The sequence below is a fragment of the Cryobacterium glaciale genome (genome assembly GCF_004402535.1).
GTDB classification, from domain to species: domain Bacteria; phylum Actinomycetota; class Actinomycetes; order Actinomycetales; family Microbacteriaceae; genus Cryobacterium; species Cryobacterium glaciale.
The window spans coordinates 1-23939 of sequence record NZ_SOEY01000028.1 but is presented as its reverse complement, the minus strand read 5'-3'; the positions used below and the strand labels follow the sequence as shown (position 1 = coordinate 23939).

General features: G+C 66.1%; 27 protein-coding genes and 1 tRNA gene. 20 read left to right on the top strand and 8 right to left on the bottom strand.

All coding sequences use genetic code 11. The features are described from left to right. Positions 1-176 precede the first annotated feature (176 nt). Genes E3O06_RS18455 through E3O06_RS12240 form a run of 3 tightly spaced genes read left to right on the top strand, consistent with a single transcriptional unit; the run spans position 177 to position 3419 of the window. A complete protein-coding gene (locus tag E3O06_RS18455; RefSeq protein ID WP_420898881.1) occupies positions 177-1553 on the top strand; it encodes an ATP-binding cassette domain-containing protein in 1377 nt (458 codons plus the stop codon). Continuing rightward, on the top strand, positions 1529-3103 hold the full coding sequence (locus tag E3O06_RS12245; RefSeq protein WP_134503671.1) for a hypothetical protein: 1575 nt from the start codon (positions 1529-1531) through the stop codon (positions 3101-3103). Before E3O06_RS18455 ends, E3O06_RS12245 begins: the two co-directional genes overlap by 25 nt. Positions 3104-3134: 31 nt before the next feature. Then, the gene (locus E3O06_RS12240; protein WP_134503670.1) at positions 3135-3419 is read left to right on the top strand and encodes a DUF3039 domain-containing protein; all 285 of its coding nucleotides are present in this window, start codon (positions 3135-3137) and stop codon (positions 3417-3419) included. A 4-nt stretch (positions 3420-3423) separates the two neighbouring features. On the opposite strand, the gene E3O06_RS12235 is transcribed toward E3O06_RS12240, so the two are convergent. Next, a complete protein-coding gene (locus E3O06_RS12235; RefSeq protein ID WP_255453631.1) occupies positions 3424-4752 on the bottom strand; it encodes a nicotinate phosphoribosyltransferase in 1329 nt (442 codons plus the stop codon). Positions 4753-4856: 104 nt separating this feature from the next. On the opposite strand from E3O06_RS12235, the gene murI reads away from it, so the two are divergent. From murI to E3O06_RS12215, 4 genes are all read left to right on the top strand, one after another. Continuing rightward, the gene (gene murI, locus E3O06_RS12230; RefSeq protein ID WP_134503669.1) at positions 4857-5714 is read left to right on the top strand and encodes a glutamate racemase; all 858 of its coding nucleotides are present in this window, start codon (positions 4857-4859) and stop codon (positions 5712-5714) included. 9 nt (positions 5715-5723) lie between these two features. Next, positions 5724-6470, top strand: a complete 747-nt coding sequence (rph, locus tag E3O06_RS12225) for a ribonuclease PH (protein ID WP_134503668.1) — start codon at positions 5724-5726, stop codon at positions 6468-6470. A gap of 2 nt (positions 6471-6472) precedes the next feature. Then, positions 6473-7063 (top strand): RdgB/HAM1 family non-canonical purine NTP pyrophosphatase, encoded by a 591-nt coding sequence (rdgB, locus tag E3O06_RS12220; protein WP_134503667.1) that lies wholly within the window; start codon positions 6473-6475, stop codon positions 7061-7063. Between the two features lie 82 nt (positions 7064-7145). Continuing rightward, positions 7146-8054, top strand: a complete 909-nt coding sequence (locus E3O06_RS12215) for a cation diffusion facilitator family transporter (protein ID WP_134503666.1) — start codon at positions 7146-7148, stop codon at positions 8052-8054. A gap of 21 nt (positions 8055-8075) precedes the next feature. Here E3O06_RS12215 and E3O06_RS12210 read toward each other — a convergent pair whose 3' ends face one another. From E3O06_RS12210 to E3O06_RS12195, 4 genes are all read right to left on the bottom strand, one after another. Further along, complete coding sequence (locus E3O06_RS12210; protein WP_420898883.1) at positions 8076-8810, bottom strand: DedA family protein; 735 nt, start codon at positions 8808-8810, stop codon at positions 8076-8078. A 99-nt stretch (positions 8811-8909) separates the two neighbouring features. Then, positions 8910-9578, bottom strand: a complete 669-nt coding sequence (locus tag E3O06_RS12205; RefSeq protein WP_241980132.1) for a DedA family protein — start codon at positions 9576-9578, stop codon at positions 8910-8912. Positions 9579-9609: 31 nt separating this feature from the next. Continuing rightward, positions 9610-9691, bottom strand: a tRNA-Leu gene (locus E3O06_RS12200). 15 nt (positions 9692-9706) lie between these two features. Beyond that, positions 9707-10633, bottom strand: a complete 927-nt coding sequence (locus E3O06_RS12195; RefSeq protein WP_134503663.1) for a LysR family transcriptional regulator — start codon at positions 10631-10633, stop codon at positions 9707-9709. A gap of 160 nt (positions 10634-10793) precedes the next feature. Between E3O06_RS12195 and E3O06_RS12190 the strand changes: the two genes are divergently transcribed. The 11 genes from E3O06_RS12190 (at position 10794) to E3O06_RS12145 (ending at position 19349) form a co-directional block, all read left to right on the top strand. Continuing rightward, on the top strand, positions 10794-12200 hold the full coding sequence (locus tag E3O06_RS12190) for an MFS transporter (RefSeq protein WP_134503662.1): 1407 nt from the start codon (positions 10794-10796) through the stop codon (positions 12198-12200). A 112-nt stretch (positions 12201-12312) separates the two neighbouring features. Further along, positions 12313-13116, top strand: a complete 804-nt coding sequence (locus tag E3O06_RS12185) for a 3-hydroxybutyrate dehydrogenase (RefSeq protein WP_134503661.1) — start codon at positions 12313-12315, stop codon at positions 13114-13116. Positions 13117-13263: 147 nt separating this feature from the next. Then, complete coding sequence (locus E3O06_RS12180; RefSeq protein WP_134503660.1) at positions 13264-14496, top strand: TadA family conjugal transfer-associated ATPase; 1233 nt, start codon at positions 13264-13266, stop codon at positions 14494-14496. Further along, the gene (locus E3O06_RS12175) at positions 14493-15350 is read left to right on the top strand and encodes a type II secretion system F family protein (RefSeq protein WP_134503659.1); all 858 of its coding nucleotides are present in this window, start codon (positions 14493-14495) and stop codon (positions 15348-15350) included. Before E3O06_RS12180 ends, E3O06_RS12175 begins: the two co-directional genes overlap by 4 nt. A gap of 13 nt (positions 15351-15363) precedes the next feature. Then, positions 15364-16311, top strand: a complete 948-nt coding sequence (locus tag E3O06_RS12170; RefSeq protein WP_134503658.1) for a type II secretion system F family protein — start codon at positions 15364-15366, stop codon at positions 16309-16311. A 45-nt stretch (positions 16312-16356) separates the two neighbouring features. Then, the gene (locus tag E3O06_RS17595; RefSeq protein WP_166788206.1) at positions 16357-16533 is read left to right on the top strand and encodes a hypothetical protein; all 177 of its coding nucleotides are present in this window, start codon (positions 16357-16359) and stop codon (positions 16531-16533) included. 8 nt (positions 16534-16541) lie between these two features. Then, positions 16542-16973, top strand: coding sequence for a TadE family protein (locus E3O06_RS12165; protein WP_241980131.1), 432 nt, complete (start codon positions 16542-16544; stop codon positions 16971-16973). Further along, positions 16948-17406, top strand: coding sequence for a hypothetical protein (locus tag E3O06_RS12160; RefSeq protein ID WP_134503657.1), 459 nt, complete (start codon positions 16948-16950; stop codon positions 17404-17406). The genes E3O06_RS12165 and E3O06_RS12160 overlap by 26 nt, the downstream gene beginning before the upstream one ends. Beyond that, positions 17403-17849, top strand: a complete 447-nt coding sequence (locus E3O06_RS12155) for a pilus assembly protein TadG-related protein (RefSeq protein WP_134503656.1) — start codon at positions 17403-17405, stop codon at positions 17847-17849. Before E3O06_RS12160 ends, E3O06_RS12155 begins: the two co-directional genes overlap by 4 nt. Positions 17850-18113: 264 nt before the next feature. Continuing rightward, complete coding sequence (locus E3O06_RS12150; protein WP_134503655.1) at positions 18114-18383, top strand: hypothetical protein; 270 nt, start codon at positions 18114-18116, stop codon at positions 18381-18383. Positions 18384-18464: 81 nt separating this feature from the next. Further along, entirely contained in the window at positions 18465-19349 is an 885-nt protein-coding gene (locus tag E3O06_RS12145) for an EamA family transporter (protein ID WP_134503654.1), read from the top strand. Between the two features lie 8 nt (positions 19350-19357). Here E3O06_RS12145 and E3O06_RS12140 read toward each other — a convergent pair whose 3' ends face one another. From E3O06_RS12140 to E3O06_RS12130, 3 genes are read right to left on the bottom strand one after another with little or no spacing between them, the layout of a single operon-like run. Then, complete coding sequence (locus E3O06_RS12140; protein ID WP_241980130.1) at positions 19358-20020, bottom strand: pentapeptide repeat-containing protein; 663 nt, start codon at positions 20018-20020, stop codon at positions 19358-19360. Between the two features lie 2 nt (positions 20021-20022). Beyond that, positions 20023-20460 (bottom strand): nitroreductase family deazaflavin-dependent oxidoreductase, encoded by a 438-nt coding sequence (locus tag E3O06_RS12135; protein WP_134503653.1) that lies wholly within the window; start codon positions 20458-20460, stop codon positions 20023-20025. Between the two features lie 34 nt (positions 20461-20494). Next, positions 20495-21787, bottom strand: a complete 1293-nt coding sequence (locus E3O06_RS12130; RefSeq protein ID WP_134503652.1) for an MFS transporter — start codon at positions 21785-21787, stop codon at positions 20495-20497. 40 nt (positions 21788-21827) lie between these two features. Between E3O06_RS12130 and prfB the strand changes: the two genes are divergently transcribed. Then, entirely contained in the window at positions 21828-22940 is a 1113-nt protein-coding gene (gene prfB, locus E3O06_RS12125) for a peptide chain release factor 2 (RefSeq protein ID WP_134503651.1), read from the top strand. A 77-nt stretch (positions 22941-23017) separates the two neighbouring features. Beyond that, positions 23018-23939, top strand: a 922-nt coding sequence (gene ftsE, locus E3O06_RS12120; RefSeq protein WP_166788205.1) for a cell division ATP-binding protein FtsE, incomplete at its 3' end; no start/stop codon positions are given.

Genomic DNA, 23939 nt, shown 5'->3' with positions numbered 1-23939 from the left:
ACGTAAAGACACACCGTTATGTCAATCTCACCATAACCTGTCGGGCCGTTCCGGGGGGAGAATCGGCTCAGCACGTGTCCATTTCGTGACTCGGCGTGGAGCGTACTCACAGGTTGAGACCGGTGCTGCCGGCCCGTCCGCGCCCCCCGGTCAGCGGTCCTTGGTAGGTTAGCGGAGTGACTTTTGTGCCGCCCCACCCCGAACCCGGCGACGACTCCGTCGCGGACCGCGCTGCCGAATCAAAAGCTCCGCCCGCCGCCGAGCCAGCGGTCAGCACGCCGGCGGTCGATAAGCCGGCCGTTCGCAAGCCGGCCGTCCGCAAACCGGCCGTTCGCACACCGGCCGTCCGCAAACCGGCCGTTCGCACAATAACTGTGGCCAAGCCGACTGCGGCCAAGTCGGCCACAGCGAAGCCCGCTGCTGCGAAGGCGGCCACTGAAGCTGGAATTACCAAGCCGGCCGTTCGCAAACCAGCCGTGCGCAAACCGGCCGCGCCTAAGTCGCCGGCAACAACAACCCCATCCCCTTCAGCGCCACCTGTCGCCGCCAGGGCCACGGCCCGGGTGCTCGCCGAGGATGCGACCGACGAGACGACTCGGCCGTACGCGACTCGCGACGCCCTAGTAGTGACCGCGAGGGGCGCGAAAACTGCGCCTCCGCTGGAACCGGCCGACGTGCCGGCAGCCACGCCGAAGATCGGCCCCTCGGCAGCAGCCGAGCCGGTGACGAAGCCGGCAGCGTACGCCGTACCGGTCGTGGTCGCCCCGGTTGTGCGCACGCCCGTTGTGCTCGCACCGATCGTCATTGAAGCTCGCGGCCTCGTCAAGCGCTTCGGTCACAATGTCGCGGTGTCGAATCTGGACCTGACCGTACGGGCCGGATCATTTTACGGCATCGTCGGACCCAACGGTGCCGGAAAGACCACGACCCTGTCGATGATCACCGGGCTCCTGCGTCCGAGCGCCGGAACCGTCCTGGTGCACGGCATCGACGTCTGGGCCAGGCCCAACGAGGCCAAGCGAGTGATCGGTGTTCTTCCTGACCGGCTTCGTCTCTTCGACCGTCTGACCGGCGCACAGCTCCTGTATTATGCCGGCACCCTGCGTGGCCTCGACAACGACACGGTGCGCAGCCGGTCTACTGACCTTGCCGCGGCGTTCGGCCTCGAGGATGCACTCAACCGTCTCGTCGCCGACTACTCCGCAGGCATGACCAAGAAGATCGCTCTGGCCTGCGCGATGATTCATTCCCCCCGCGTACTCGTGCTCGACGAGCCGTTCGAGTCGGTCGACCCGGTATCGGCGGTCAACGTCACCGAGATTTTGCAGAAGTACGTGGCAGCCGGGGGAACGGTCGTGCTGTCCAGCCACGGCATGGACCTGATCCAACGAGTGTGCGATCACGTCGCCATCATCGTGCAGGGCCGCGTGCTCGCAGCGGGCACCATCGACGAGGTTCGTGGCCAGAAAACACTGGAGGATCGGTTCGTCGAGCTCGCCGGTGGACGCAAAGTCGCGGAGGGCATGGAATGGTTGCACAATTTTTCGGACTGAAACTCCGGCTGCTCGCCAATCTGTTTCGTCGTAGTCCCTGGCAGGTCGTCGGCCTCGTCATCGGTCTGATCTACGGTCTCAGCGTTGCCGTTGCCCTGCTGATCGCCCTGATCAGCTTGCGGTTCGTCGGGGACCCCGTCATCATTCGTGATGCGCTCACGGTGGCCGGATCCATCGTGATACTTGGCTTCCTGGTCATACCGATCGTGGTCGGCATCGACGACAGCATGGACCCCCGCAAGTTTGCCTTCCTGGGTATTCCGAACCGGTCCCTCTCGCTGGGCCTGGCCGGTTCGGCCTTGATCGGAGTTCCGGCGCTCACGCTGATGATCGTGCTGCTCGGCACCGTTGTCACGTGGTCGCGGGGCGTCGGGCAGACACTGCTCGCCCTGATATCTGCCGGGCTGATCCTCGTGACCTGCATCCTGCTGTCCCGGGTGAGCGCATCCGTTGCCGCTTTCCTCCTGTCGACGAGGCGTTCGCGCGAGTTCACCGGGCTGATTGGCGTCGTACTGCTCGTGTTGATCTCCCCGGTCGTCGTGGTGCTGCTCAGCACGGACTGGGGCCGTCACGGCCGTACCCTGCTCGGCACCCTGGCCGCGATTCTGGGCTGGACCCCGTTCGGCGCAGCGTGGGCCGTCCCGGGTGATGCCTCCACCGGCGCCTGGGGCGCGGCGATTCTGAAGCTGCTCATTGCCATTGTGTCGGCCTACACCCTCTGGCTGATCTGGCAATTCGTCGTGGCCCGCATGCTCGTCTCGCCCGGTCGTGAGGCGGTGGCGAAGCAGTATTCCGGGCTGGGCTGGTTCGACCGGCTGCCGCATAGTTCCGTCGGCGCGATCGCAGCCCGCACCTTCACGTACTGGGCGCGCGACTCTCGGTACTGGGTGTCGTTGATCATGATTCCGATCGTGCCGATCATCGCGATTCTGCCGCTGAGCTTCGTCGGGGTGCCGCTGCACTACCTCGCTCTGGTGCCGGTCCCACTCATGTGTCTTTTTCTCGGCTGGACCATGCACAACGACGTCGCCTATGACAGCACCGCGATCTGGCTGCACGTGGCGTCGGGAACGCGCGGCGTGGCCGACCGCATCGGCCGACTCATTCCCGCGCTCTTCATGGGCATCCCGCTCATCGGCATTGGTTCCGCCATCAGCATTTCGGTCTACGGGGACTGGTCGGTACTTCCCTCGATGCTGGGCGTGAGCACGTGCATCCTCCTGGCGGGTCTGGGCTTCTCGAGCTTCACCTCCACCCGCTTTCCCTACCCAGTGACCAAACCCGGTGACAGCCCGTTCGCCCAGCCGCAGGCCTCGGATACCGCCTCAGCACTCGTACAGTCGCTCACCTTCACCGGATCGATCGTCGTGGCACTGCCGGCGCTCGTCTTCGCCTACCTGGGAATCGTCGAGGACCCGGTCTGGCATCTGCGCGCACTCGGCGCCGGCCTCGGCCTCGGGCTGGTGGCCGTCGTCGTGGGCATCTGGGTCGGCTCGCGCGCCTTCGACCGGCGCGGACCGGAAATGATCGCTTCCGCTCAGCGCGCCTGACTCAAACGGGCAGAGTGCTTAGACTGGTGCCATGACTGAATTTCGTGCGAGCATTGCAGAACCCGGCCAGCCCGGCGGCGGAACGTCCACGCTCGACCGTGAACTCGAAGAACTCCTGGGTCAGGAGCAGATCGAGCCCGGCGACCACGAACGGTTTTCGCACTACGTACCCAAGGACAAGATTCTCGAATCGGCCATCTCTGGCAAGCCGGTCAAGGCGCTGTGCGGCAAGAAATGGCTGCCGGGCCGCGACCCGGAGAAGTTTCCGGTGTGCCCGACCTGCAAGGCCATCTACGAGAAGATGAAGGCCAAGTAGTCGGTTATCGGTAGGTCGTGGGAATGACGGCCTCGCCACGCCCCAACCGAAACGCCTCGATCGGCAGTTCCTGCATAACGGATGCGTTGTGCGCGCGTGCGCGCAGCGTTCCCGCCGATCCCAGGTAACGGTCGTCCACGGCGCCGTCGACGATCAGGGGCACCAGGAGAGCACGTTCCAGTCCGCTGCGGGAATCGAATTGGGCGTCGGGACCGTCGCCGAGCACCACGATCTCTTCCTGGGCGGTGCCGACGGCATCCACTCGGCGCAGTGCGCTTTTGCGGCCTCCAATGGAGAGTTTCGCGGTCGATGTCTTGGCGACGGAAATCCAGTCGTCGCCGTGTCCCTTGTGGGCGACGAGCTTGTAGACCAGGCCGGCAGCCGGTTCGCCCGATCCGGTGACGACCGAGGTGCCGACGCCGAAAGCATCCACCGGGCTGGCCGACAGGGCCGCTATGGCGAACTCGTCGAGGTCGCTCGTGACGGTGATCTTCGTGTTGACCGCGCCGAGGGCGTCGAGTTGGGCGCGTGCCGCAGCGACGACGGTGGGCAGATCTCCCGAATCGATGCGAATCGAGCCGAGTTCGGGCCCCGCGACCTTGACCGCCAGGGCGATGCCGGCCGGCACGTCGTAGGTGTCCACGAGCAGGGTCGTGGCGGAACCGAAGGCATCCACTTGCGCCTGGAAGGCTTCTTCCTCGCTGTCGTGCAGCAGGATGAATGAGTGGGCGGCGGTTCCCATGGTGGGCAGACCCCACTGGCGGCCGGCCTCGAGATTGCTCGTCGAGGCGAAACCGGCAATGAACGCTGCGCGAGCGGCGGCGACGGCTGAATGCTCGTTGGTGCGGCGTGATCCCATCTCGGCGATTGGACGGCCGAGACTCACCGACACCATGCGTGCCGCGGCGCTGGCGACCGAGATGTCGTAGTTGAGCACGCTGAGAATGAGCGTCTCCAGAATGACGCCCTCGGCGAAGGTGCTCTCCACCAGCAGCAGGGGTGACCCGGGAAAGTAGGCTTCGCCCTCCTGGTATCCCCAGACATTGCCGCTGAACGCGTAGTCGGCGAGGTAATCGAGGGTCGGAGTGCGCACGACCGAGTTCTCGGCGAGCCAGGTCAGTTCCTCGGTCTCGAAGCGAAATTGGCGGATCAGCTCGAGCAGACGACCGGTGCCGGCAACGATGCCGTAGCGACGGCCGGTGGGCAGTCGCCGGGCGAAGGCCTCGAACATGCATTCGCGACCGGCGGTACCGCTCTGGATGGCGGCGTCTACCATCGTGAGCTCATACCGGTCGGTGCGCAGTGCTGGTGTGCTCAGCTTTGGTGTGCGCAGTGCGGGTATTTGGGCGGCCGCGCCACGGGGTGCCGGCACGGAGAAAGCGGGGGACGGGGTCACCCGGCACAGCTTATCCGCTTGTCGGGCTAGGCTTGATTTCCGTGACGGATGCACCGATTGGTATTTTCGATTCCGGAGTGGGCGGCCTGACCGTCGCCCGGGCGATCAAAGACCAGCTGCCCAACGAATCCATTCTCTATATCGGTGACACGGCCCACTCGCCCTACGGACCGAAGAAGATCGCCGACGTGCGGGGGTTCGCCCTCGATGTGCTCGACGAACTCGTGGCGCAAGACGTCAAAATGCTCGTCATCGCGTGTAACACGGCGTCCGCGGCCATGCTGCGGGATGCCAGGGAACGCTACAGCGTGCCCGTGATCGAAGTGATCCAGCCGGCTGTGCGGCGCGCCGTTTCAACCACCCGCAACCAGCGGGTGGGGGTCATCGGCACCCTCGGCACCGTCAACTCGCGTGCCTACAACGATGCCTTTGCCGCAGCGCCGCAGATCTCCCTGTTCAGCACAGCCTGCCCACGTTTCGTCGAGTTCGTCGAGGCCGGCGTCACGACCGGCGCCGAGGTGCTCGCCGTTGCCGAAGAATACCTGGCTCCGTTGCGCGCCGCAGACGTCGATACCCTTGTGCTCGGGTGCACCCACTATCCGTTTCTGCGCGGCGCCATCTCGTACGTGATGGGCGAAGGCGTCACCCTGGTCTCGAGCGACACCGAAACCGCCAACGACGTCTACCGGGTTCTGGTCAGCCAGGGCCTGGAGCGCGCACGCACGAGCCCGCCCAGCTACCGTTACGAGGCCACCGGCGACAGTGCCGACGACTTTCTGGCCCTCGCCCACCGCCTCATCGGACCAGAGGTCAGTCGTGTCGACCTGATCGAGACCGGCACTCTCAACCTCAGTGCGCTGGCAACCCCTACCTTTTCCCCGCTGCACCCGAACCACTAGGAGTACATTGTGACCGAGACCCTGCGCGCCGACGGGCGCACCAATGACGAACTGCGCCCGATCACCATCGAGCGCGGCTGGAGCGACCAGGCCGAAGGGTCGGCGTTGATCTCCTACGGCCGCACCAAGGTGCTCTGCACGGCGTCGTTCACCAACGGTGTCCCGCGCTGGATGAGCGGTAGGGGCAAGGGCTGGGTCACCGCCGAGTATTCGATGCTGCCGCGTTCGACCAACAGCCGCATGGACCGCGAATCGGTCAAGGGTAAGATCGGCGGCCGCACCCACGAGATCAGCCGCCTGGTCGGCCGCAGCCTGCGCGCCGTCGTCGACATGAAGGCGCTCGGCGAGAACACGCTCGTACTCGACTGTGATGTGCTGCAGGCCGACGGCGGCACCCGCACCGCGGCCATCACCGGCGCCTATGTGGCCCTCGCCGACGCCCTGGAGTGGGGACGCACGAAGAAGTTCATCTCGCAGAAGGCGCAGCCGCTCCTCGACAGCGTCTCGGCGGTCTCCGTCGGGATCATCGACGGGGTTCCGATGCTCGACCTCGCCTATACCGAAGACGTGCGCGCCGACACTGACATGAACGTCGTCGTCACCGGGCGCGGCAAGTTCGTGGAGGTGCAGGGCACCGCCGAAGCCGCGCCGTTCGACCGCAGCGAACTCGACGCGCTGCTCGACCTCGCCCTGAAAGGCGCTGTCACGCTGACCGAATTCCAGACCAGCGCGCTGGCCGCTGCCCGGGAGCGTTGAGCATGCAGATCGTTCTCGCCACGCATAACGCCCACAAGGTCGAGGAGTTGCGCCGCATCCTGGCCCCCCAGCTTCCCGGCGTCGAGGTGCTCGCCTATGACGGCCCCGAACCAATCGAAGATGGCACCAGCTTCACCGAGAACGCCCTGATCAAGGCGCGCGCCGCCGCGGCGCACACCGGGCTGCCGGCGATCGCCGACGACTCGGGCATCTGCGTCGACATCCTCGGCGGGGCCCCCGGCATCTTCTCGGCGCGCTGGTCGGGACCGGCCAAGGACGCCGGCGAGAACCTGCGCCTGCTGCTGTGGCAGCTCAGCGACGTTCCCGAGCAGCACCGCGACGCCCACTTCACCTGTGTCGCGGCGCTGGCCCTGCCCGATGGCACCGAGCGGGCCGTGACCGGTGAATGGCCTGGGCAGCTTCTCTTCGAACCGGTCGGCGCCAACGGATTCGGTTACGACCCGATCTTTCTGCCCGAGGGCTACGCGATCTCGGCCGCGGAGCTCTCGGCGCACGTTAAAAACCAGGTCAGCCATCGGGCGGTCGCTTTCGAGGGTCTCGTTCCGGTGCTGCGCGAGGTGCTCGGCTCGTAGCCACGGAAATGCTGAGAACGGCACTCATTCCCAACTAGCCGCGCGGCTGGCGAGCGGCCCGGCACAGCCCTAATCTTGAGCCATGGGCCACGATCACGCGCACGGCACCGGATCGAACCGGAGGCGTTTGTCGATCGCCATTGGCATCGTGGCAGCGGTGCTGCTGCTCGAGGTGATCGGCGCCTGGCTGACCGGATCGCTCGCCCTGCTTGCCGATGCCGGGCACATGCTGTCCGATCTGTTGGGGCTGATCGTCGCGTTGACCGCGACGATGGTGGCGGCTCGGCCGGCCACGGACCGGGCCACCTTCGGCTTTCAACGCGCCGAGGTGTTCGGTGCCCTCATCAACGGGGTGATCCTCCTTGTCGTGGCCGGTGTGGTCTCGGTCGCAGCGATCCTTCGACTGATCAGTCCGAGTGACACCGAGGTGCTCGGCACCCCGATGCTCGTCGTCGCCGTCATCGGGCTGGCCGCCAACCTGGCCGCGATGGTGTTGCTCCGCCCCGCCGCTGCCGGGTCGATCAACATGCGCGGCGCGTACCTCGAGGTGCTCGGCGACGCGCTGGGATCGGTCGCCGTCATCGTCGCCGCCATCATCATTCTGACCACCGGCTTCGCCCAAGCGGATGCCGTCGCCTCGCTCGTGATCGCCGGAATGATCGTGCCGCGCGCCTACTTTCTGCTGCGGGACGTCCTGCGGGTGTTCAGCCAGGCGACCCCGGCCGACACCGACGTCGGTGAGATTCGGCGTCACCTGCTGGGTACCGCCGGCGTTGTCGCCGTACACGACGTGCACGTGTGGGCCATGACGAGCGGTGCCCACGTGTTCACCGCGCACATCGTCGTCGAGCCGGCCGTGCTCGCTGCCGGCACCGACGCCCTCCTTGACGAGCTGTCCGGGTGCCTCGCCGTGCACTTCGACGTCGCGCATTCCACTTTTCAGCTGGAACCCGCCGAGCACGCGGAACACGAAGACCACCAGCACCGCTGACTATTTCAGAGGCTGACCTGCTCAGACCTCGTGACGCCCGTCATGGTTGGTCCTGAACGTCTCCGGGTCGAGCAGGTGGCTGCCCGTCGCGGTGGCGGGAAGTTCGCGCAGTCGGCGAGATCTCACGGCCGACTGCACATAGTGGTACACCGTGGGAATGAGGGTGACGACGACCGCACCAATCAGGATCAGGTCGATGTACGTCGTGACGAAATCGGCTACCGGCGGGATATACCCGAGAAAGTATCCGGCAAAAGTGAGGCCGGCACCCCAGATCAGGGCGCCGATCAGGTTGTACAGGGTGTACTTGCGGTAGTCCATGTGGCCGACGCCAGCGGCCACCGGTGCAAAGGTGCGCACGATCGGCACGAACCGGGCCACGATGACAGCGACACCGCCGAAGCGCACGAAGAACGCGTTGGTACGGTCGACGTTCTGGATGCTGAACAGGCCGGATTCCTTGCGCTCGAAGACGCGTGGACCGAATTTATGCCCGATGAGATAGCCGACTTCACCGCCCAGGAATGCGGCAAAGCCAATCGCCAGGGCGACCCACCAGATATCGATCTGGATAACGCCGGCGGCGGGGAAGGCGAGCAGACCGGTGATGATCAGGAGGGTGTCGCCGGGCAGAAGAAACCCCACGAGCAGGCCGGTCTCGGCGAAGACGATCGCGCAGACCACGAGCAGGGCCCACGGGCCGGCCGATTCAATGATCTGGGTCGGGTCGAGCCAGGGAATCAAGGCGGTGTGAATCACGTGGACAACTCCTGTTGGCGTGCGGGCAGACGATCGGGTTGCGACGGCGGGTGCCGAGACACAGGGTATCGCCTAATCGTGAGAAAGTGCCGGTCGTCACGCCCCCGGAGTCGGGGTAGTCAGGGGATGGGGGAGGCGTTCGTGGTCGCCGGCGGCGGCATCCGTTCTGCGTTGAGCGCGGTCGATGCGCCAGGTGCGAAATCCGACCACGATCGAGGCCGTGATGAGTACCCCCGCGATGATGTAGGCCGCACTCTTGACGCCCGGGATCGTTGCCGCGTAGTAGCCGGTGAGGGTGAGGCCGACACCCCAGGACAGCGCGCCGAGCAGGTTGCTCGAGAGAAATTTGTAGTAGTTCATGCGGCCGACCCCGGCGACGACGGGAACGAACACCCGGGCCCACGGCATGAACCGGGCGATGACCACCGACCACCAGCCGAATTTGCGATAGAACGACTCGGTTTTGATGATGGCGGCCTGGGTGCGTCGGCCGCCGTGCCGTTCCAGATAGCCGCGTCCGTAGTGACGGCCGAGCAGAAATCCGACCTGGTCGCCGAGGAACGCCGCGATGCCGGTGCCGATCACCAGGATCACGATGTTGATGTTGCCGGTGGAGGCGGCTACCAGGCCGGAACCGAACAGGAGCGAGTCGCCGGTGATGAAGGGAATGAATACGCCCAAAAAGAGTGCCGTTCCGGCGAAGACCAGGCCCCAAATGAGCAGGTAGAACAGAACGGCGCCCGTGTGCGAGAGAACGTCGTTCAACGTGCTGTCTAGTGCTGAAATCTGGACCATGTGCGGGAGAGGGGACTTGAACCCCCACGCTCGAAAGCACAGGAACCTAAATCCTGCGTGTCTGCCAATTCCACCACTCCCGCCGGTGTGTACCCAGTCTAGATGGCAGGGTCGCGGCCGAGAAGCGCCGCCGTGAACGATTCCATCTGGGCGCGGATCGCCCCCACGAGCGCTGCCACCGCCGGCAGTCGCAAGGACTCGCTGCGCACGACCATCCAGTACGGCAGCCGCTCCTGAAACTCCTTCGGCAGCAGACGCACCAGATCCGCGTGTTGGTCGGCCATGAAACAGGGCAGAAAACCGATTCCGGCGCCCGCCCGGGTGCCTTCCACGTGCACAAACACGTTGGTGGAACTGAGCGACTCGCGCATCTGCGGCACCAATCGCCGCGGAGCGTCGAGGTCGTCGACCTGCAGCATGGAATCCACGAAATAGACGAGCGGATGCTCGGTCAGCTCGCCAATCGTGGTCGGCGTACCGTGGGACTGCAGGTACTGGCGGGAGGCGTACATGCCGAGGTTATAGTAGCCGAGCAGAATCGACTCCGCCCGGTGCACCTGCGGTTCACCCACGACGATTTCGATGTCGAGTCCCGAACGGTGTTGCAGGGCGCGCCGGGTGACGGTGACGATTTCGACCCGCAACAGCGGATGCCGTCGCTGCAGGGCGGCCACGGCCGGCGCAGCGATGTAGGCGCTGAAGCCGTCCGTCGCCGACATGCGCACGACGCCGGACAGCTGCTGGGCGTCAGCCTCGGAACCGCGCAGCAGGGTGACGGCAGATTCCACCCCCTCCGCCGCGGTCCGGGCGCGATGCCCGAGCTCGGTCAGCTCCCAGCCGCCTACGGCGCGGGCCAGCAGGCGACCGTCGAGGGCCTTTTCGAGGGCGGCGATGCGCCGGGACACGGTGGTGTGGTTGAGCCCCAGGCTCTCCGCCGCGGTCGTGAACCGGCCGGTGCGGGCGACGGCCAAAAAGATGAGCAGATCATCGGGAGTGGGGGCGGTGCCAGCCGGCGGAAAGGTCATATCTGCAATTATGCACACGGGCTCTGTCTTTTTGGCTCTTGTTGCCCGCCCGTCCTGCGTGAATACTCAGTCAAGTCGTGCTTCTGTTAAGACGACCGATTTTTTCCCGCACACCTCTCAGGCCAAGTACGTGTCATCGCCGACACAAAGGAGACAGACAATGAGTGTCAATCAACGCGTGGGGGCTGCCGACTCCGGTAAGGCCACTCGCAGCATCGGTAGCGAAACCGAAAAATCCGGCCTCAAGAAAATCGTGGCCGCCTCCATGGTCGGAACCGTCGTGGAGTGGTACGAGTTCTTCCTCTACGCCACCGCCGCAAGCCTGGTCTTCGGCACCGTCTTCTTTCCGAATGCCGGCAGCGAGCTCGACGGCATCATCGCCGCCTTCCTCACCTACGCGGTGGGTTTCATCGCCCGCCCGCTCGGTGGCATCGTGTTCGGCCAGATCGGTGACAAGCTCGGTCGCAAGCACACCCTGCAGGTGACGATCATCATGGTCGGTGTCGCCACCTTCCTCATGGGCTGCCTCCCCGGCTTCGACACCATCGGCTACTGGGCGCCTGCACTGCTCGTGGCCCTCCGCTTCATTCAGGGCTTCGCTGTCGGTGGCGAATGGGGCGGCGCCGTTCTGCTCGTCGCCGAACACAGCCCGAACGCCTCCCGTGGTTTCTGGTCGAGCTGGCCACAGGCCGCCGTTCCGGTGGGAAACCTGCTCGCCACTCTCGTGCTGCTCACCATGACCTGGATCCTGCCCCCCGATCAGTTCCTCAGCTGGGGCTGGCGCGTGGCGTTCTGGCTCTCCGCGGTCATCGTCGTAATCGGCTACTACATCCGCACGCACGTCAGTGAAGCCCCGATCTTCCTCGAGGCCCGCGCGCAGGTTGAGGCCGAGAAGGCCGTCAACTACGGCGTGCTCGAGGTCGTGAAGAAGTACCCCAAGGGAATCCTCGGAGCCATGGGCCTGCGGTTCGCCGAAAACATTCTGTACTACATCATCGTGAGCTTCTCGATCGTCTACCTCAAGACGGTGCACGAGTACGACACCGGCCAGCTCCTGATCGCCCTGCTCATCGCCCACGTCGTGCACTTCATCGTGATCCCGCAGGTCGGCCGGCTCTCCGACCGTCTCGGCCGCAAGCCGGTTTACCTCGCCGGAGCCGTGCTCGGTGCCAGTTGGGCGTTCTTCGCCTTCCCCCTGTTCGACACGCTGAACCCGGTGCTCATCATTCTCGCCGTCACGGTCGGGCTCTGCTTCCACGCCCTGATGTACGCCGGTCAGCCCGCGATCATGGCTGAGATGTTCCCGACCCGCATGCGCTACTCGGGTGTATCGCTCGGCTACCAGGTCACGTCGATTCTGGCCGGGTCGATGGCCCCGATCATCGCCGCCGCACTGCTGCAGCAGTACAACACCTGGGTTCCCGTCGCGATCTACATCATGATCGCCTGCGCCATCACCGTGGTCGCCGTGGTCACCCTCAAGGAGACCAAGGGAGTGTCGCTGCGCGAGGTCGACGCCGTGGATGCCCGCAAGCACGGGTTGGAGCCCGTGGGGACCGGCAACTGACCCGGTTTCAGTAGCTCGGCTTCAGTAACGCGGGTCGCGAGAGGCGGGGTGGCGATGGCACCCCGCCTCTCGCCGACCTGCCCCGCAGCGATCGCGCAACCAAAGGAACACCATGACTGATCTCACCACTGCCGCCTCGAACAGCCGCACCGAAGGACAACCCCTCGCCGGGCGTCGCGCCCTCGTCACCGGCGGTGCGAGCGGCATCGGCGCCGCCGTCGTTCGGGCCCTCGCCGCCCGCGGCGCGCACGTCGTCGTCGCCGACATCGACACGGCGGGCGCTACCGCCCTGGCCGAGGAGGTTGGCGGGTCAATCTGGACCGTCAACCTGATGGATACCGACGCCCTGACCGACGACGCACTCGCCACCGCGATGAGCGGCGTCGATATTCTGGTCAACAATGCCGGGATCCAGCGAATAAACCCGATCCAGGATTTCAAGCCGGCCGATTTTCATAACATCCTCACCCTCATGCTCGAGGCGCCGTTCCTGCTGATTCGGGCCGCGCTGCCGCAGATGTACGCGGCGAAGTTCGGGCGCATCATCAACGTGTCGTCGGTGCACGGCATTCGCGCCTCGCCGTTCAAGAGTGCCTATGTATCGGCCAAGCACGGGCTGGAAGGCCTGTCCAAGGTGACGGCCCTCGAAGGTGGCGCGCACGGGGTCACCAGCAACTGTGTCGCCCCCGGCTATGTGCGTACGCCTCTGGTCGAGAAGCAGATCACCGACCAGGCACTCGTGCACGGCATCCCGGAGGCAGAGGTGCTCAGCAAGATCATGCTCACCGAGAGTGCGATCAAGCGACTGGTGGAACCGGAAGAGGTCGGTTCGCTCGTGGCCTGGCTCGCCTCCGACGACGCGGCGATGGTCACCGGGTCGAGCTACACGATGGACGGCGGCTGGTCGGCCCGCTAGCAGGAGAGACTGCTGGTGATCGCAACGGATGCCCCGGCATCCGTTGCGATCCTTTTGTTGTACGGAATTTTTGCTGTTCAGGGGCCTAAAAAGCAAGCCCTGTGAGTAGATCGCGCGGAGATCGGCAAAAGAGGCCATCATGCGGGGATGACCGAAGCCGTTCGTATCATCACAGACCAGGTGCGCCAGCGGGTGCGCCGCGAGGGCGTCGACCTCGCGGCCAACGACGCGTTGGTGGAGCAGTACGTGCGCGACGAACTGCGCCGGTACAGTGAGCGGGCGCTCGGCGGGAGCGCGCCGATGATCGCCGACGAGCATCAGGCCACCCGCGAGGTCGTGGCAGCGCTCACCGGATTCGGCGTACTGCAGCCGTTTCTCGACGACCCCGAGATCGAAGAAATCTGGATCAACGGCCCCGCTCGGGTGTTCGTGGCCCGCGACGGGGTACCCGAACTGACCACGCTGCTGCTCGGCGAACAAGACGTTCGTGACCTGGTCGAGCGGATGCTGCAGGCCTCCGGTCGCCGGGTCGACCTCTCGTCGCCCTTCGTCGACGCCTCGCTGCCTGACGGTTCCCGTCTGCACGTGGTGATCCCGGACATAACGCGCAAATACTGGGCCGTGAATATTCGCAAGTTCACCCGGCGCATCCGTGATCTGAACCAGCTCGTGGGGCTCGGCGCCCTCACCCAACAAGCCGCCGACTTTCTACGGATCTGTGTGCTCGGCGGCCAGAACATCCTGGTATCCGGCGCCACCCAGACCGGCAAGACCACGATGCTCAACGCCTTGCTCTCGTCGACGCGGCCGGGCGAACGCATCGTGACGGTGGAGGAGACCTTCGAACTGGACCTGTCGGCCCGTGACGTCGTCGCGATGCAGTGCCGTCAGCCGAGCCTCGAGGGCACAGGGGAGATCACCCTGCGCCGGCTGATCAAGGAGTCCCTGCGGATGCGGCCCGACCGGCTCGTGGTCGGCGAGGTGCGCGAGGCGGAGAGTCTCGACCTGCTCATCGCCCTGAACAGTGGGCTGCCCGGCATGTGCTCGATCCACGCCAACAGTGCCAGGGACGCGCTCGCGAAGCTCTCGACGCTGCCGTTGCTGGCCGGCCGCAACATCGACTCGTCGTTCGTGCTGCCGACAGTGGCGGGCTGTATCGACATCGTGGTGCACTGCGAGATCGACCGGCACGGCCGAAGGCGCGTCACCGAGATCATCGCACCGAGCGGCCAGCTCGCTGGCTCGACCATCGAGGCGAGCCCCCTGTTCCTCTCCCCGCACGGCCACCTCGAACCGACCGGCTCACACCCCACCAAACTCGCGAAATTTCGTGCGGCCGGCGTCGACCCGGCGTCGGTGTTGCGGCAGGGCGCCGCGTGACACTCGTGCTGGGGTGCGTGCTCGGGAGCGGGCTGGTACTGGTTCTCGCGCCGTTCCTCTGGCCGGCGAATTCCGCAGCCCGTCGGGCCGGAGTGGGGGAACGGATGCGGGTGCGCCTGGTTCAAGGCGGGCTGCGGTCGGTGCCGGTGCCCGCCTTCCTGGCGCTGTCGGCGATCGTGGGGGTGGCATCCGCTGCCCTCGTGCACGGGATCTTCGCGGTTCTCGCGCTCAGCGCGGTCGCCGGACTGACCGGGCTGCTGCTGCCGTGGCTGATCGTGTCGTGGCGGGCTGCGGCGCGGCGCCGGGCCAATCGCACGGTGTGGCCCGATGTCGTCGACCACCTGGTATCGGCGCTGCGTTCCGGGCTGGCGTTGCCCGACAGTGTGAGCAGCCTCGCGCAGGCCGGTCCGGCCGCGACCCGCACGGCGTTCGCGCAGTTCGAGCGCGAGTACCGGGCCACCGGCAACTTCAGCTACTGCGTCGACGAACTCAAGCGGTCCCTCGCCGACCCGATCGCCGATCGCATCCTGGAGACCCTGCGCATGGCGCGGGAAGTCGGCGGCAGCGACCTCACCGTCGTGCTGCGCAGCCTCGCTGCCTGGCTGCGCCAGGATGCCGCCGTGCGACTCGAAGTGGAAGCCCGCCAGTCCTGGGTGGTGAACGCGGCCCGACTCGGCGTTGCGGCGCCGTGGATCATTCTCGTTCTGCTCGCCTCACGCCCCGAAGCGGCCATCGCGTACAACTCACCGGCCGGTGTCGTCGTGATCGCGAGTGGCCTCGCGCTGTCGGTCATCGCGTATCGCATCATGATCGCCCTCGGCCGTCTGCCGGAGGAACGCCGGTGGTTCTCGTGAACCGGTGCAGCCGATGAGCGCGGCACTGAGTTCGTCTGCTCTGGGCTGGGCCGTGCTGTGCGGGAGCGGCCTCGGTGTGGGGCTGTGGTCGCTCGTGAGCCTGACGCCGCGGCTGACCCGGCCTCGCCTGATGGACCGGGTGGTGCCGTACATCCTCGATATCTCCCCGGAAGCGCGCAGCATCGTGGCCCGGCGAACGGTGAACCCGATTCCGGTACTGGGCAGCCTGTTCGCACCACTGCTGGGTGCGCTGACGCGGGGGCTGTCGAGTCTTCTCGGGGGCAGCGACACCATTGCGCGGCGCCTGCACCAGTCCGGGTCGGCGAAAACTTCCCTGGAATTCCGCTCGGTCCAGCTCGTCTGGGCGTTGCTGGCCTTCGCGATCGGAACGGTGATCACCATCGTGGCGCTGCCCGAGCTGCTGTTGCCCGCCCGACTCGTGGTGCCGTTCGTAGCCGGGGTCGGCGGCGCCATGCTGCGGGATTGGCTCCTCCAGCGGGCAGCGAACGCGCGACTCGCACGCATGCGCAGTGAGCTGCCGACCATTCTGGAATTTCTCACCCTGTCGCTGTCGGCGGGGGAAGGCATCCTGGATTCGATCCGCCGGGTGTCGCGCACGAGTTCGGGGGAGTTGTCGCGGGAATTCGCCGGGGTGGTCGCTGACGTGCATACCGGGGTTCCGATCGGGGCGGCGTTGCAGACGCTGTCACGGGGCATCCAGTTACCGGAGGTTACCCGGTTCGTCGACCAGGTGACCGGTGCCCTGGACCGGGGGTCGCCGCTCGCCGAGGTGTTGCGGGCACAGGCGCAGGATTCCCGCGACCAGACCAAGCGCACGCTGCTCGAACTGGCCGGCAAGAAAGAAGTGGCGATGCTCGTGCCGCTGGTCTTTTTGATTCTTCCGATGACCGTATTGTTCGCTGTTTTTCCCGGGCTCGTCGTGCTTCAGGCCGGGTTCTGACGTTCCACTGCACCATCCACGTCCCACCACGAGAAAGAGAATGACATGACCCGAATCATGCTCCGCTTCAAGAACCTGCTCCGCGATGAAACGGGCGACGTGCCCGGCTGGGTGCTGATCACCCTGATGACGGCCGGTTTGGTTCTGATCATCTGGGGACTGGCCGGCCCAGCCCTCAGCGGGGTGTTCCAGCAGGCCATGGACCGCGTCAGCACCTTCTGACCTTCGGCATGCACTCGCACTGCAAGCGGATGCGCCGCCTCGCCTGGCCGCGCGCCAAGCGGCTCAGCGGCGAGTCGGGTTCCGCCGTGGCCGAATTCGTCATGGTGGTGTCCTTGTTGACGTTTTTGACGCTCATGGTCATGCAGCTCGCCCTCGCGCTGCACATTCGCAACACCGTGCTCGACGCCGCTGCCGAGGGCGCCCGCTATGCCACGCTCGCCGACAGCAGCCTGCCCGCGGGGGCCCAGCGCACGCGCGACCTGATCACGACGGCCATCGGAGCGACCTATGCCACCGATGTCGTGGCGCAGCACGGAGTGAGCGCCGGGTATCCCACCGTCGAAGTGCGGGTGACCGCACCACTGCCGCTCATGGGATTGCTCGGTGCCCCGCGCGGATTGGAGGTGGTCGCTCGTGCCGCGGTCGAAACGCTGGAGTAGCGGCTCGGAATCGGGTTCGGCGTCGCTCGAGTTCATCACGGCGGGCCTGATCCTGCTGGTTCCCCTGGTCTACCTGGTGCTCGCACTGTCGGCGCTGCAGGGCGGTGCGCTCGCCGTCGAGGGCGCCGCCCGACAGGCGGCCCGGGTCTACGTGCAGTCTCCGGATGCGGTCACCGCTACCGCGCGGGCCCACCGCGCAGTCGCGTTCGCGCTCGAGGACTACGGCCTCGACCCGGGTGATGCCGAGGTGCAGATCGAATGCGCTTTCGGTGCGAGTCACTGCCTGACCCGCCAGGGCCTCGTGACGGTCACCGTGCGCATCAGCATTGCCCTGCCACTGGTTCCCGACCTACTCGCCCTGAACCAGAGTGCCAGTGTTCCGATGGCGGCGGCGTCGACCCAGATCGTTTCCCGGTTTGGCGGCCGCGGATGACCAGGCGCCGGCCGCACGCATCGAACGAAGACGGCTCCACCCTGCTGCTCATCATCTTCTACGGCTTTCTGGCACTGAGCCTCGTACTCGTGGGCCTGTCGGCGACATCGCTCTATCTCGAACACAAGCGGCTGCTGAGCCTGGCCGATGGGGCCTCACTCGCCGGGTCCGAGGCATTCACCCTGGAGGCGGTGCAGGTCGGCGTCGGCGGGCCGCGGCCCCAACTGCGCTCGGATGACGTGTCGGCAGCGGTCGATGAGTACCTGCGCCTCGTTCCCCACGATTCGTTCTTGGCGCTGTCGGTGACGAGCGCGGCATCCGCTGACGGGCAGAGCGCGTCGGTGACGCTGCGCTCGTGGTGGCGCCCGCCGGTACTCACGCTCGTGGTCCCCGACGGGGTGCCGCTCGAGGTGACGGTGGTCTCGCGGGCGGTGTTCCACTAGCCGGCCGCATTCTGCGAAACGGGTGCGCGCAAAGTCGCACTGGTAATTTCAGGATGGAAGCGTACTATGCACAGACACGTAGTCGACATGGAAGCCTCCTACCTCGTAGGGGGCTTCACGCTTTTGTACCGAAGTCGACCGTGCCAGCCCCGGTCCCCGGTTGGTAGTGCCGACGATCTTGGTCGTCGTTCATCCGGAAAGGTCGCCGCCGGTTGACGTGGCCCAGCATGGCGGCTGAGAACCACCGAGATCGGCTGTGAAATCATGGATGTACTACTGGACAATGAGATTGTGGAAAAGCTCGACTTCGAGTCTCTTCTGCCCTGCGAGGGCGTGCATCACGATCGCGGATTGAGCGGACACGACCCGGAAGAATCGGGCGGCTACCTGGTGATCTCCCCCTGCTGTGGTCCCAAGGTGATCCAGTGCTGCTCGCGGGTCGACGCCATGCGGGTATCCGGCGTGCTCTACTGCGGCGCCTGCCAGCACGAGCACCTCACGAGCGAATACCAGTTCGTTCCGCTGCAGCTGTAGGCGCCCTCCGCAGGTATTTTCAGAGCGGATGCCGCGAGCGGTACTGTCGAGAGGTGCCCGGACGGCGCCGACAGGAGCAGTGTGCGTACGCAGCGGGAGAAACTGAGCGGCGCGGGAGCCCAGCTCGCCACCGAGGTCAGCATCAATTTCGGGTCGTCACTGGCCGGGTTGCTCATTCCGGTCGTCGGCTCGCCGATCGTCGTCGCGGCTCGCCAGATTGTCATGGTCATCGTGGTGCTGCCGCTGGCCCGGCCCCGGTTGAAAAACCTGACCTGGGCCCGAATCTGGCCTCCCCTCGGCCTCGGCCTCGTACTCGCCGTCATGAACCTCAGCTTCTATCAGGCCGTGAGCATGCTCGGACTCGGCGTCGCGGCGACGATCGAATTTCTGGGACCCTTCGCCCTGGCCCTCGTCACCAGCCGCCGCATCCTGGACTTCGTCTGCGCAGCGGCCGCCGCCGGGGGAGTGTTCCTGCTGACCTGGTCAGACGGCACGCTCGACGTGCTCGGCATTGTGCTGGCGCTCACCGCGGCAGCCGCGTGGTTCTGCTACATCGTGCTGACCCGCCGGGTCGCGACGGAATTCGCCGGCCTCGAGGGCATCTCGATCGCGAGCGTGGTCAGCCTCGTCATCGTCGTGCCGATCGCGCTGTTCACCCTCGATCTCTCGGTCTTCACCTGGGGAGTGGTCGGGCTGCTGTTGCTCGTCGGCGTCGTCTCCTCGGCCTTTCCCTACACGCTCGACACCTATATTCTGCGACGGATCAGCCCGCGCCTGTATGCGATCATCACGAGTTTCGGCCCGGTGATCGCGGCCGGTTTCGGCGCGCTCGTGCTGGGCGAGACCTTCACCCTGCTGCAGCAGATTGCCATCGTCGTCGTGTGCGTGGCCGCCGGGGCTGCGATCGCGACGCAGCGCGACCGGCCGATATCCGACCTCGAGCTGACCGCGACCGCGATCCTGTAGGGCGGGGGCTATTCGACCTTCAGGCCGAGGTGGGCGGCAAGCAGCGGGGCCAGCAGGCTCAGCTGGGCGTCGTCGATCGTGGCACCGCGCAGGCCCTCGAGGCCGTGCACGGCCGAAAAATCGCTCGAGCGCAGGTCGACGTCTTTGAGCTTGGCGCCTCCGACATCGAGCGTGCCGATGCGGCAGTTCTGCAGTTCGAGTCGTTGCACGGTGGCGCTGCCGAGGTCGAGTTCCTCGATGATGCAGTTGCTGATGAGTACGTCGGTGACGGTGGCGTTGCGCAGGTTCACGAAGTCGAGTTTGGAGCCGTCGATGTGCACCGACCGTAGTGTCGCCTCATACGCTTCGACCGAGCCGAGTCGGGCGTGCTCGATGCGCACGTCACGCCAGTTCGAGCGCGGCGCGCTGAACACCGGGGCGTGCAGGTCGGTGACCAGGCATTCCGAAAAGGATGCCCCGCGCAGCCTGGTCTCGTGCAGGGAGACCTTGTTGAATTTACACTCCCCGAACGAGATGCCGGTGAGGTCGCGGCCGTCGAGGTTGACGTCCGTGTACCGCTCGGCCTCACGGCCATCGCCGGAGCGCAGCAGTGCGCCGTCATCATCGGACAGGTCGGGCAGGGTGATGCGGTCGATGGATGCGTGGCGGGTGCGCGTGCTGGTCTTCGCCACCCTTAGGCGATGGGTTGGAGCACGAAGACGGGAATCTCGCGGTCGGTCTTGACCTGGTAGGCGGCGTAATCGGGGAAGGCGGCCACGGCGCGTTCCCACCACGCGGCCTTCTCGTCGCCGGTGACCTCGCGGGCGCGCATGTCCCACTTCTTCGGGCCATCCTGCAACTCGACCTCGGGGTGCGCCACGACGTTGGCGTACCAGACCGGGTTTTTGGGGCTGCCGCCGAGCGAGGCGACGGCGGCGTACCGGCCGTCGTGCTCGACCCGCATCAGCGGGGCCTTGCGCAGCTTGCCGCTCTTCACGCCGAGCGTCGTCAACACGATGACCGGCATGCCGCGCAGGGTCGTGCCCTCGATACCGCCGGACTTCTCGTACAGATCGACCTGGTCGCGCACCCACTGGGCGGTGCTTGGTTCGTATTCTCCGATGAGGGGCATACGGGGCCTAACGTCACGGTCGTCGGGAACATTCCTAGAGCAGGCTGCGCGGGCGGTGCGGGGCGAAGCGGGGGATGTAGCGGCCGAGCAGCACGGCGCCGAACAGACCGAACACCCCGATGATGCCGCTCGCGATCGCCACGGAGGCGAGCGCGGTGATGCCCGCCACGGCGAGCGGCGCGACGGCGCTGCCGAAGTCGGCGGTGAACCGCCAGGCCCCGAGGAACGGCGCCGGATGCCGCTGCGGAGCGAGGTCAGCACCGAGCGTCATGAGCAGGCCGCTGCCGATGCCGTTGGCCAGGGAGAGGAACATCGCAACGCCGATGAACCAGCCCACGTTGCTCGGCAGGTCGTGCGTGAAGGCGAGCGCGACGTGGCCGAGGCCGAGGCCGATCATTGAGGGCACCGCGCTCCAGATGCGGCCGAAGCGATCCATGATCTGGCCGCTGACGTAGAACAACACGAAGTCGATACCGCCGGCGATGCCGATGATCAGGGCCGTGTCGGGTGCGCTCACCCCGATGCTGACCGCCCAGAGCGGGAGCATGACGGTGCGGCTGGCCCGCATCGCGCCGACGAGAGCGGCGCCGGTGCCGAGCCGCACGAGCACACGACGGTGGGCGCGGATGGTCTGGAAGAGACCTGCGGCGGTGCTGGGCGGGGCGGCATCCGTGGGTGCGGCATCCACTGGTGAAGCGGATGCCGCCGCCGACCCGGCGTGCTCGGGCCCAGCACTCGGAGCCGCGAGGTCACGGGTGGGATCGGGCAGGAGGAGCAGCACGGTGACCGCGAGCACGCAGCAGACAATGAACACCCAGAACGCCGCCTGGGTGCTGCCGGTGAGGTGGATGAGCGCTGCCGACAGGAACGGGCCGACGAACCAGCCGGCCCGAAACACTCCGCCGAGCGTCGACAGGGCGCGGGCTCGGTAGACGAGCGGCACGTAGCTCGTCATGAAAGCGTGTCGGGCGAGGGCGAAGACGGCGGTGGCGATGCCGATCAGAAAGATTCCGAGGCCGAGCACGAGCGGGTTTGGCGCGACGATGCAGATGATGACGGCACCGATCGTGACCAGCGAGGCGTAGATCATCGAGGTGCGCTCGCCGATGCGGGCCACGATCCAGCCGCTCGGAATGTCGCCGACGAGTTCGCCGAACATGATCATGGCGGCGATCACCCCGGCGATGGCGAGCGTGGCGCCGAGATCGTTGGCGACCAGCGGAATCAGCGGAATGATCGCGCCCTCACCGACCGAGAATAGCAGGGTGGGCAGGAACGCCGTCAGGGCGATGGATCGCAGGTTGAGGGGGCGCTGCGTATTGCTCATCAGAGTCGATGCTACGCCAGCCCGGTAGGCTGAACAGAACATGATTGACTTGGATTTCTCAGTACAGATCGCCGCGCTGCGGACCACGTTCGGCGACATCCGCTCGGTGATCGACATCGATCGACTGCGCGCGGACATCGACGAGCTCAGCGGTGAGGCCGGAATGCCCGATTTGTGGGACGACACCGAGCACGCCCAGAAGGTGACGAGCGACCTCAGTCACCGTCAGTCGCAGTTGGCGCGCATCGAGAGCATCACCACCAGGCTCGACGACCTCGAGACGCTCGTGGAGATGGCCAACGACGGCCAGGGCGACCAGGAACTGGCCGATGAGGCGGCCGTCGAACTCGCGAGCCTGCAGAAGCTGCTCGGTGAGCTCGAGGTGCAGACGCTGCTCAACGGTGAATTCGACGAACGCAACGCCGTGATCACGATTCGCGCCGGCGCCGGGGGAGTGGATGCCGCCGACTTCGCCGAGATGCTGCTGCGCATGTACCTGCGCTATGCCGAGCAGCACAACTGGCGCACGAGCGTGCTCGACATCAGTTATGCCGAAGAGGCCGGCATCAAGAGCGCGACCTTCGAGGTCGACGCCGCGTACGCCTTCGGCACACTCAGCGTCGAGGCCGGCACGCACCGCCTGGTGCGGATGAGCCCGTTCAACTCGGCCGGAAAACGCCAGACCTCCTTCGCCGCGGTCGAAGTTGTGCCGCTGATCGAACAGACCGAGTCGATCGAGGTGCCAGACGGTGACATTCGTGTCGACGTGTTCCGCTCCAGCGGCCCCGGCGGCCAGTCGGTCAACACCACCGACTCCGCCGTGCGCATCACCCACCTGCCCACCGGCACCGTAGTGAGCTGCCAGAACGAGAAGAGCCAGATTCAGAACCGGGCGGCCGCGATGCGTGTGCTGCAGTCGCGCCTGTTGGTACTTGAGCGGGAGAAGGAAGCCGCGACCAAGAAGGAACTCGCCGGCAATATTACGGCGAGCTGGGGCGACCAGATGCGCAGCTACGTGCTCGCGCCGTACCAAATGGTCAAGGACCTGCGCACCGAGTACGAGGTGAACAACCCGAGCAACGTGTTCGACGGTGACCTGGACGGATTCATTTCGGCCGGCATCCGCTGGCGCAAGAAAGCTCCCGAAGACTAAAGGGTTGCTGGGGCTTGCGCACCGCGGGGCATGTCGCAGTAGGGAAAACGGCCGCGGATGCCTAGGCTCTAAGAGCTATGATCCGTTTTGATCACATATCCAAGAAGTATCCCGGCACCTCTCGGCCGGCACTGAACTCGATCGACGTCGAGATTTTGCGAGGCGAATTCGTCTTTCTGGTCGGCGCCTCCGGATCGGGCAAATCGAGCTGCCTGCGGCTCGTGCTCAAGGAGGAGAAACCGACCAGCGGCAGCATCCATGTCCTGGGCCAGGACCTGCGGTCGATCTCGAACCGCAAGGTGCCCTATTTTCGCCGCAACATGGGCGTGGTCTTCCAGGACTTTCGCCTGCTGCCGAACAAGACCGTGTTCGACAACGTCGCGTTCAGCCTGCAGGTCATCGGTAAGAGCCGCGGCTTCATCCAGGAAGCCGTGCCCGACACCCTCAAGATGGTCGGCCTGGCCGAAAAGGCCCAGCGCCTCCCGCACGAACTCTCCGGTGGTGAGCAGCAGCGCGTCGCCATCGCCCGCGCCATCGTGAACAAGCCGCAGATTCTGCTGGCCGATGAGCCCACCGGCAACCTCGACCCCACCACGAGCGCCGAGATCATGTCGCTGCTCGCGAGCATCAACGCCGGCGGCACCACGGTGATCATGGCCACCCACGAGGCCGGCATCGTCGACAAGATGCAGCGCCGAGTGATCGAACTCGTCAACGGCGAGATCGTGCGTGATGAGCGCCAGGGCGGCTACGCGACCGCCTCTATTCCCACCATTGTTCCCACAGCGACAGCGGATGTCCCCGCCAGCGACCCCGCGCCCGTCGCGTCGGTCTACGCCCGGCCCGCAGCGGCTTCCGAGCCCGAACCCGCACTGACCCACCCGTCGGCTCCGGTCCCGGAGACCTCCGTGTCGCTGCACCAGGCCGCGGCAGCGGCGGTCGCCGCGGCGACCGGGCCGGTTGCCCCGGCCCCCGCCGCGTCGCCTGCGGCCGCTCCCG

Coding starts and splice junctions, on each gene's coding strand:
- E3O06_RS12245 (WP_134503671.1), top strand. CDS start 1,529: ATGGTTGCACAATTTTTCGGACTGAAACTCCGGCTGCTCGCCAATCTG.
- E3O06_RS12240 (WP_134503670.1), top strand. CDS start 3,135: ATGACTGAATTTCGTGCGAGCATTGCAGAACCCGGCCAGCCCGGCGGC.
- rdgB (WP_134503667.1), top strand. CDS start 6,473: ATGCAGATCGTTCTCGCCACGCATAACGCCCACAAGGTCGAGGAGTTG.
- E3O06_RS12215 (WP_134503666.1), top strand. CDS start 7,146: ATGGGCCACGATCACGCGCACGGCACCGGATCGAACCGGAGGCGTTTG.
- E3O06_RS12195 (WP_134503663.1), bottom strand. CDS start 10,633: ATGACCTTTCCGCCGGCTGGCACCGCCCCCACTCCCGATGATCTGCTC.
- E3O06_RS12190 (WP_134503662.1), top strand. CDS start 10,794: ATGAGTGTCAATCAACGCGTGGGGGCTGCCGACTCCGGTAAGGCCACT.
- E3O06_RS12185 (WP_134503661.1), top strand. CDS start 12,313: ATGACTGATCTCACCACTGCCGCCTCGAACAGCCGCACCGAAGGACAA.
- E3O06_RS12180 (WP_134503660.1), top strand. CDS start 13,264: ATGACCGAAGCCGTTCGTATCATCACAGACCAGGTGCGCCAGCGGGTG.
- E3O06_RS12170 (WP_134503658.1), top strand. CDS start 15,364: ATGAGCGCGGCACTGAGTTCGTCTGCTCTGGGCTGGGCCGTGCTGTGC.
- E3O06_RS17595 (WP_166788206.1), top strand. CDS start 16,357: ATGACCCGAATCATGCTCCGCTTCAAGAACCTGCTCCGCGATGAAACG.
- E3O06_RS12165 (WP_241980131.1), top strand. CDS start 16,542: ATGCACTCGCACTGCAAGCGGATGCGCCGCCTCGCCTGGCCGCGCGCC.
- E3O06_RS12155 (WP_134503656.1), top strand. CDS start 17,403: ATGACCAGGCGCCGGCCGCACGCATCGAACGAAGACGGCTCCACCCTG.
- E3O06_RS12150 (WP_134503655.1), top strand. CDS start 18,114: ATGGATGTACTACTGGACAATGAGATTGTGGAAAAGCTCGACTTCGAG.
- E3O06_RS12135 (WP_134503653.1), bottom strand. CDS start 20,460: ATGCCCCTCATCGGAGAATACGAACCAAGCACCGCCCAGTGGGTGCGC.
- E3O06_RS12130 (WP_134503652.1), bottom strand. CDS start 21,787: ATGAGCAATACGCAGCGCCCCCTCAACCTGCGATCCATCGCCCTGACG.
- prfB (WP_134503651.1), top strand. CDS start 21,828: ATGATTGACTTGGATTTCTCAGTACAGATCGCCGCGCTGCGGACCACG.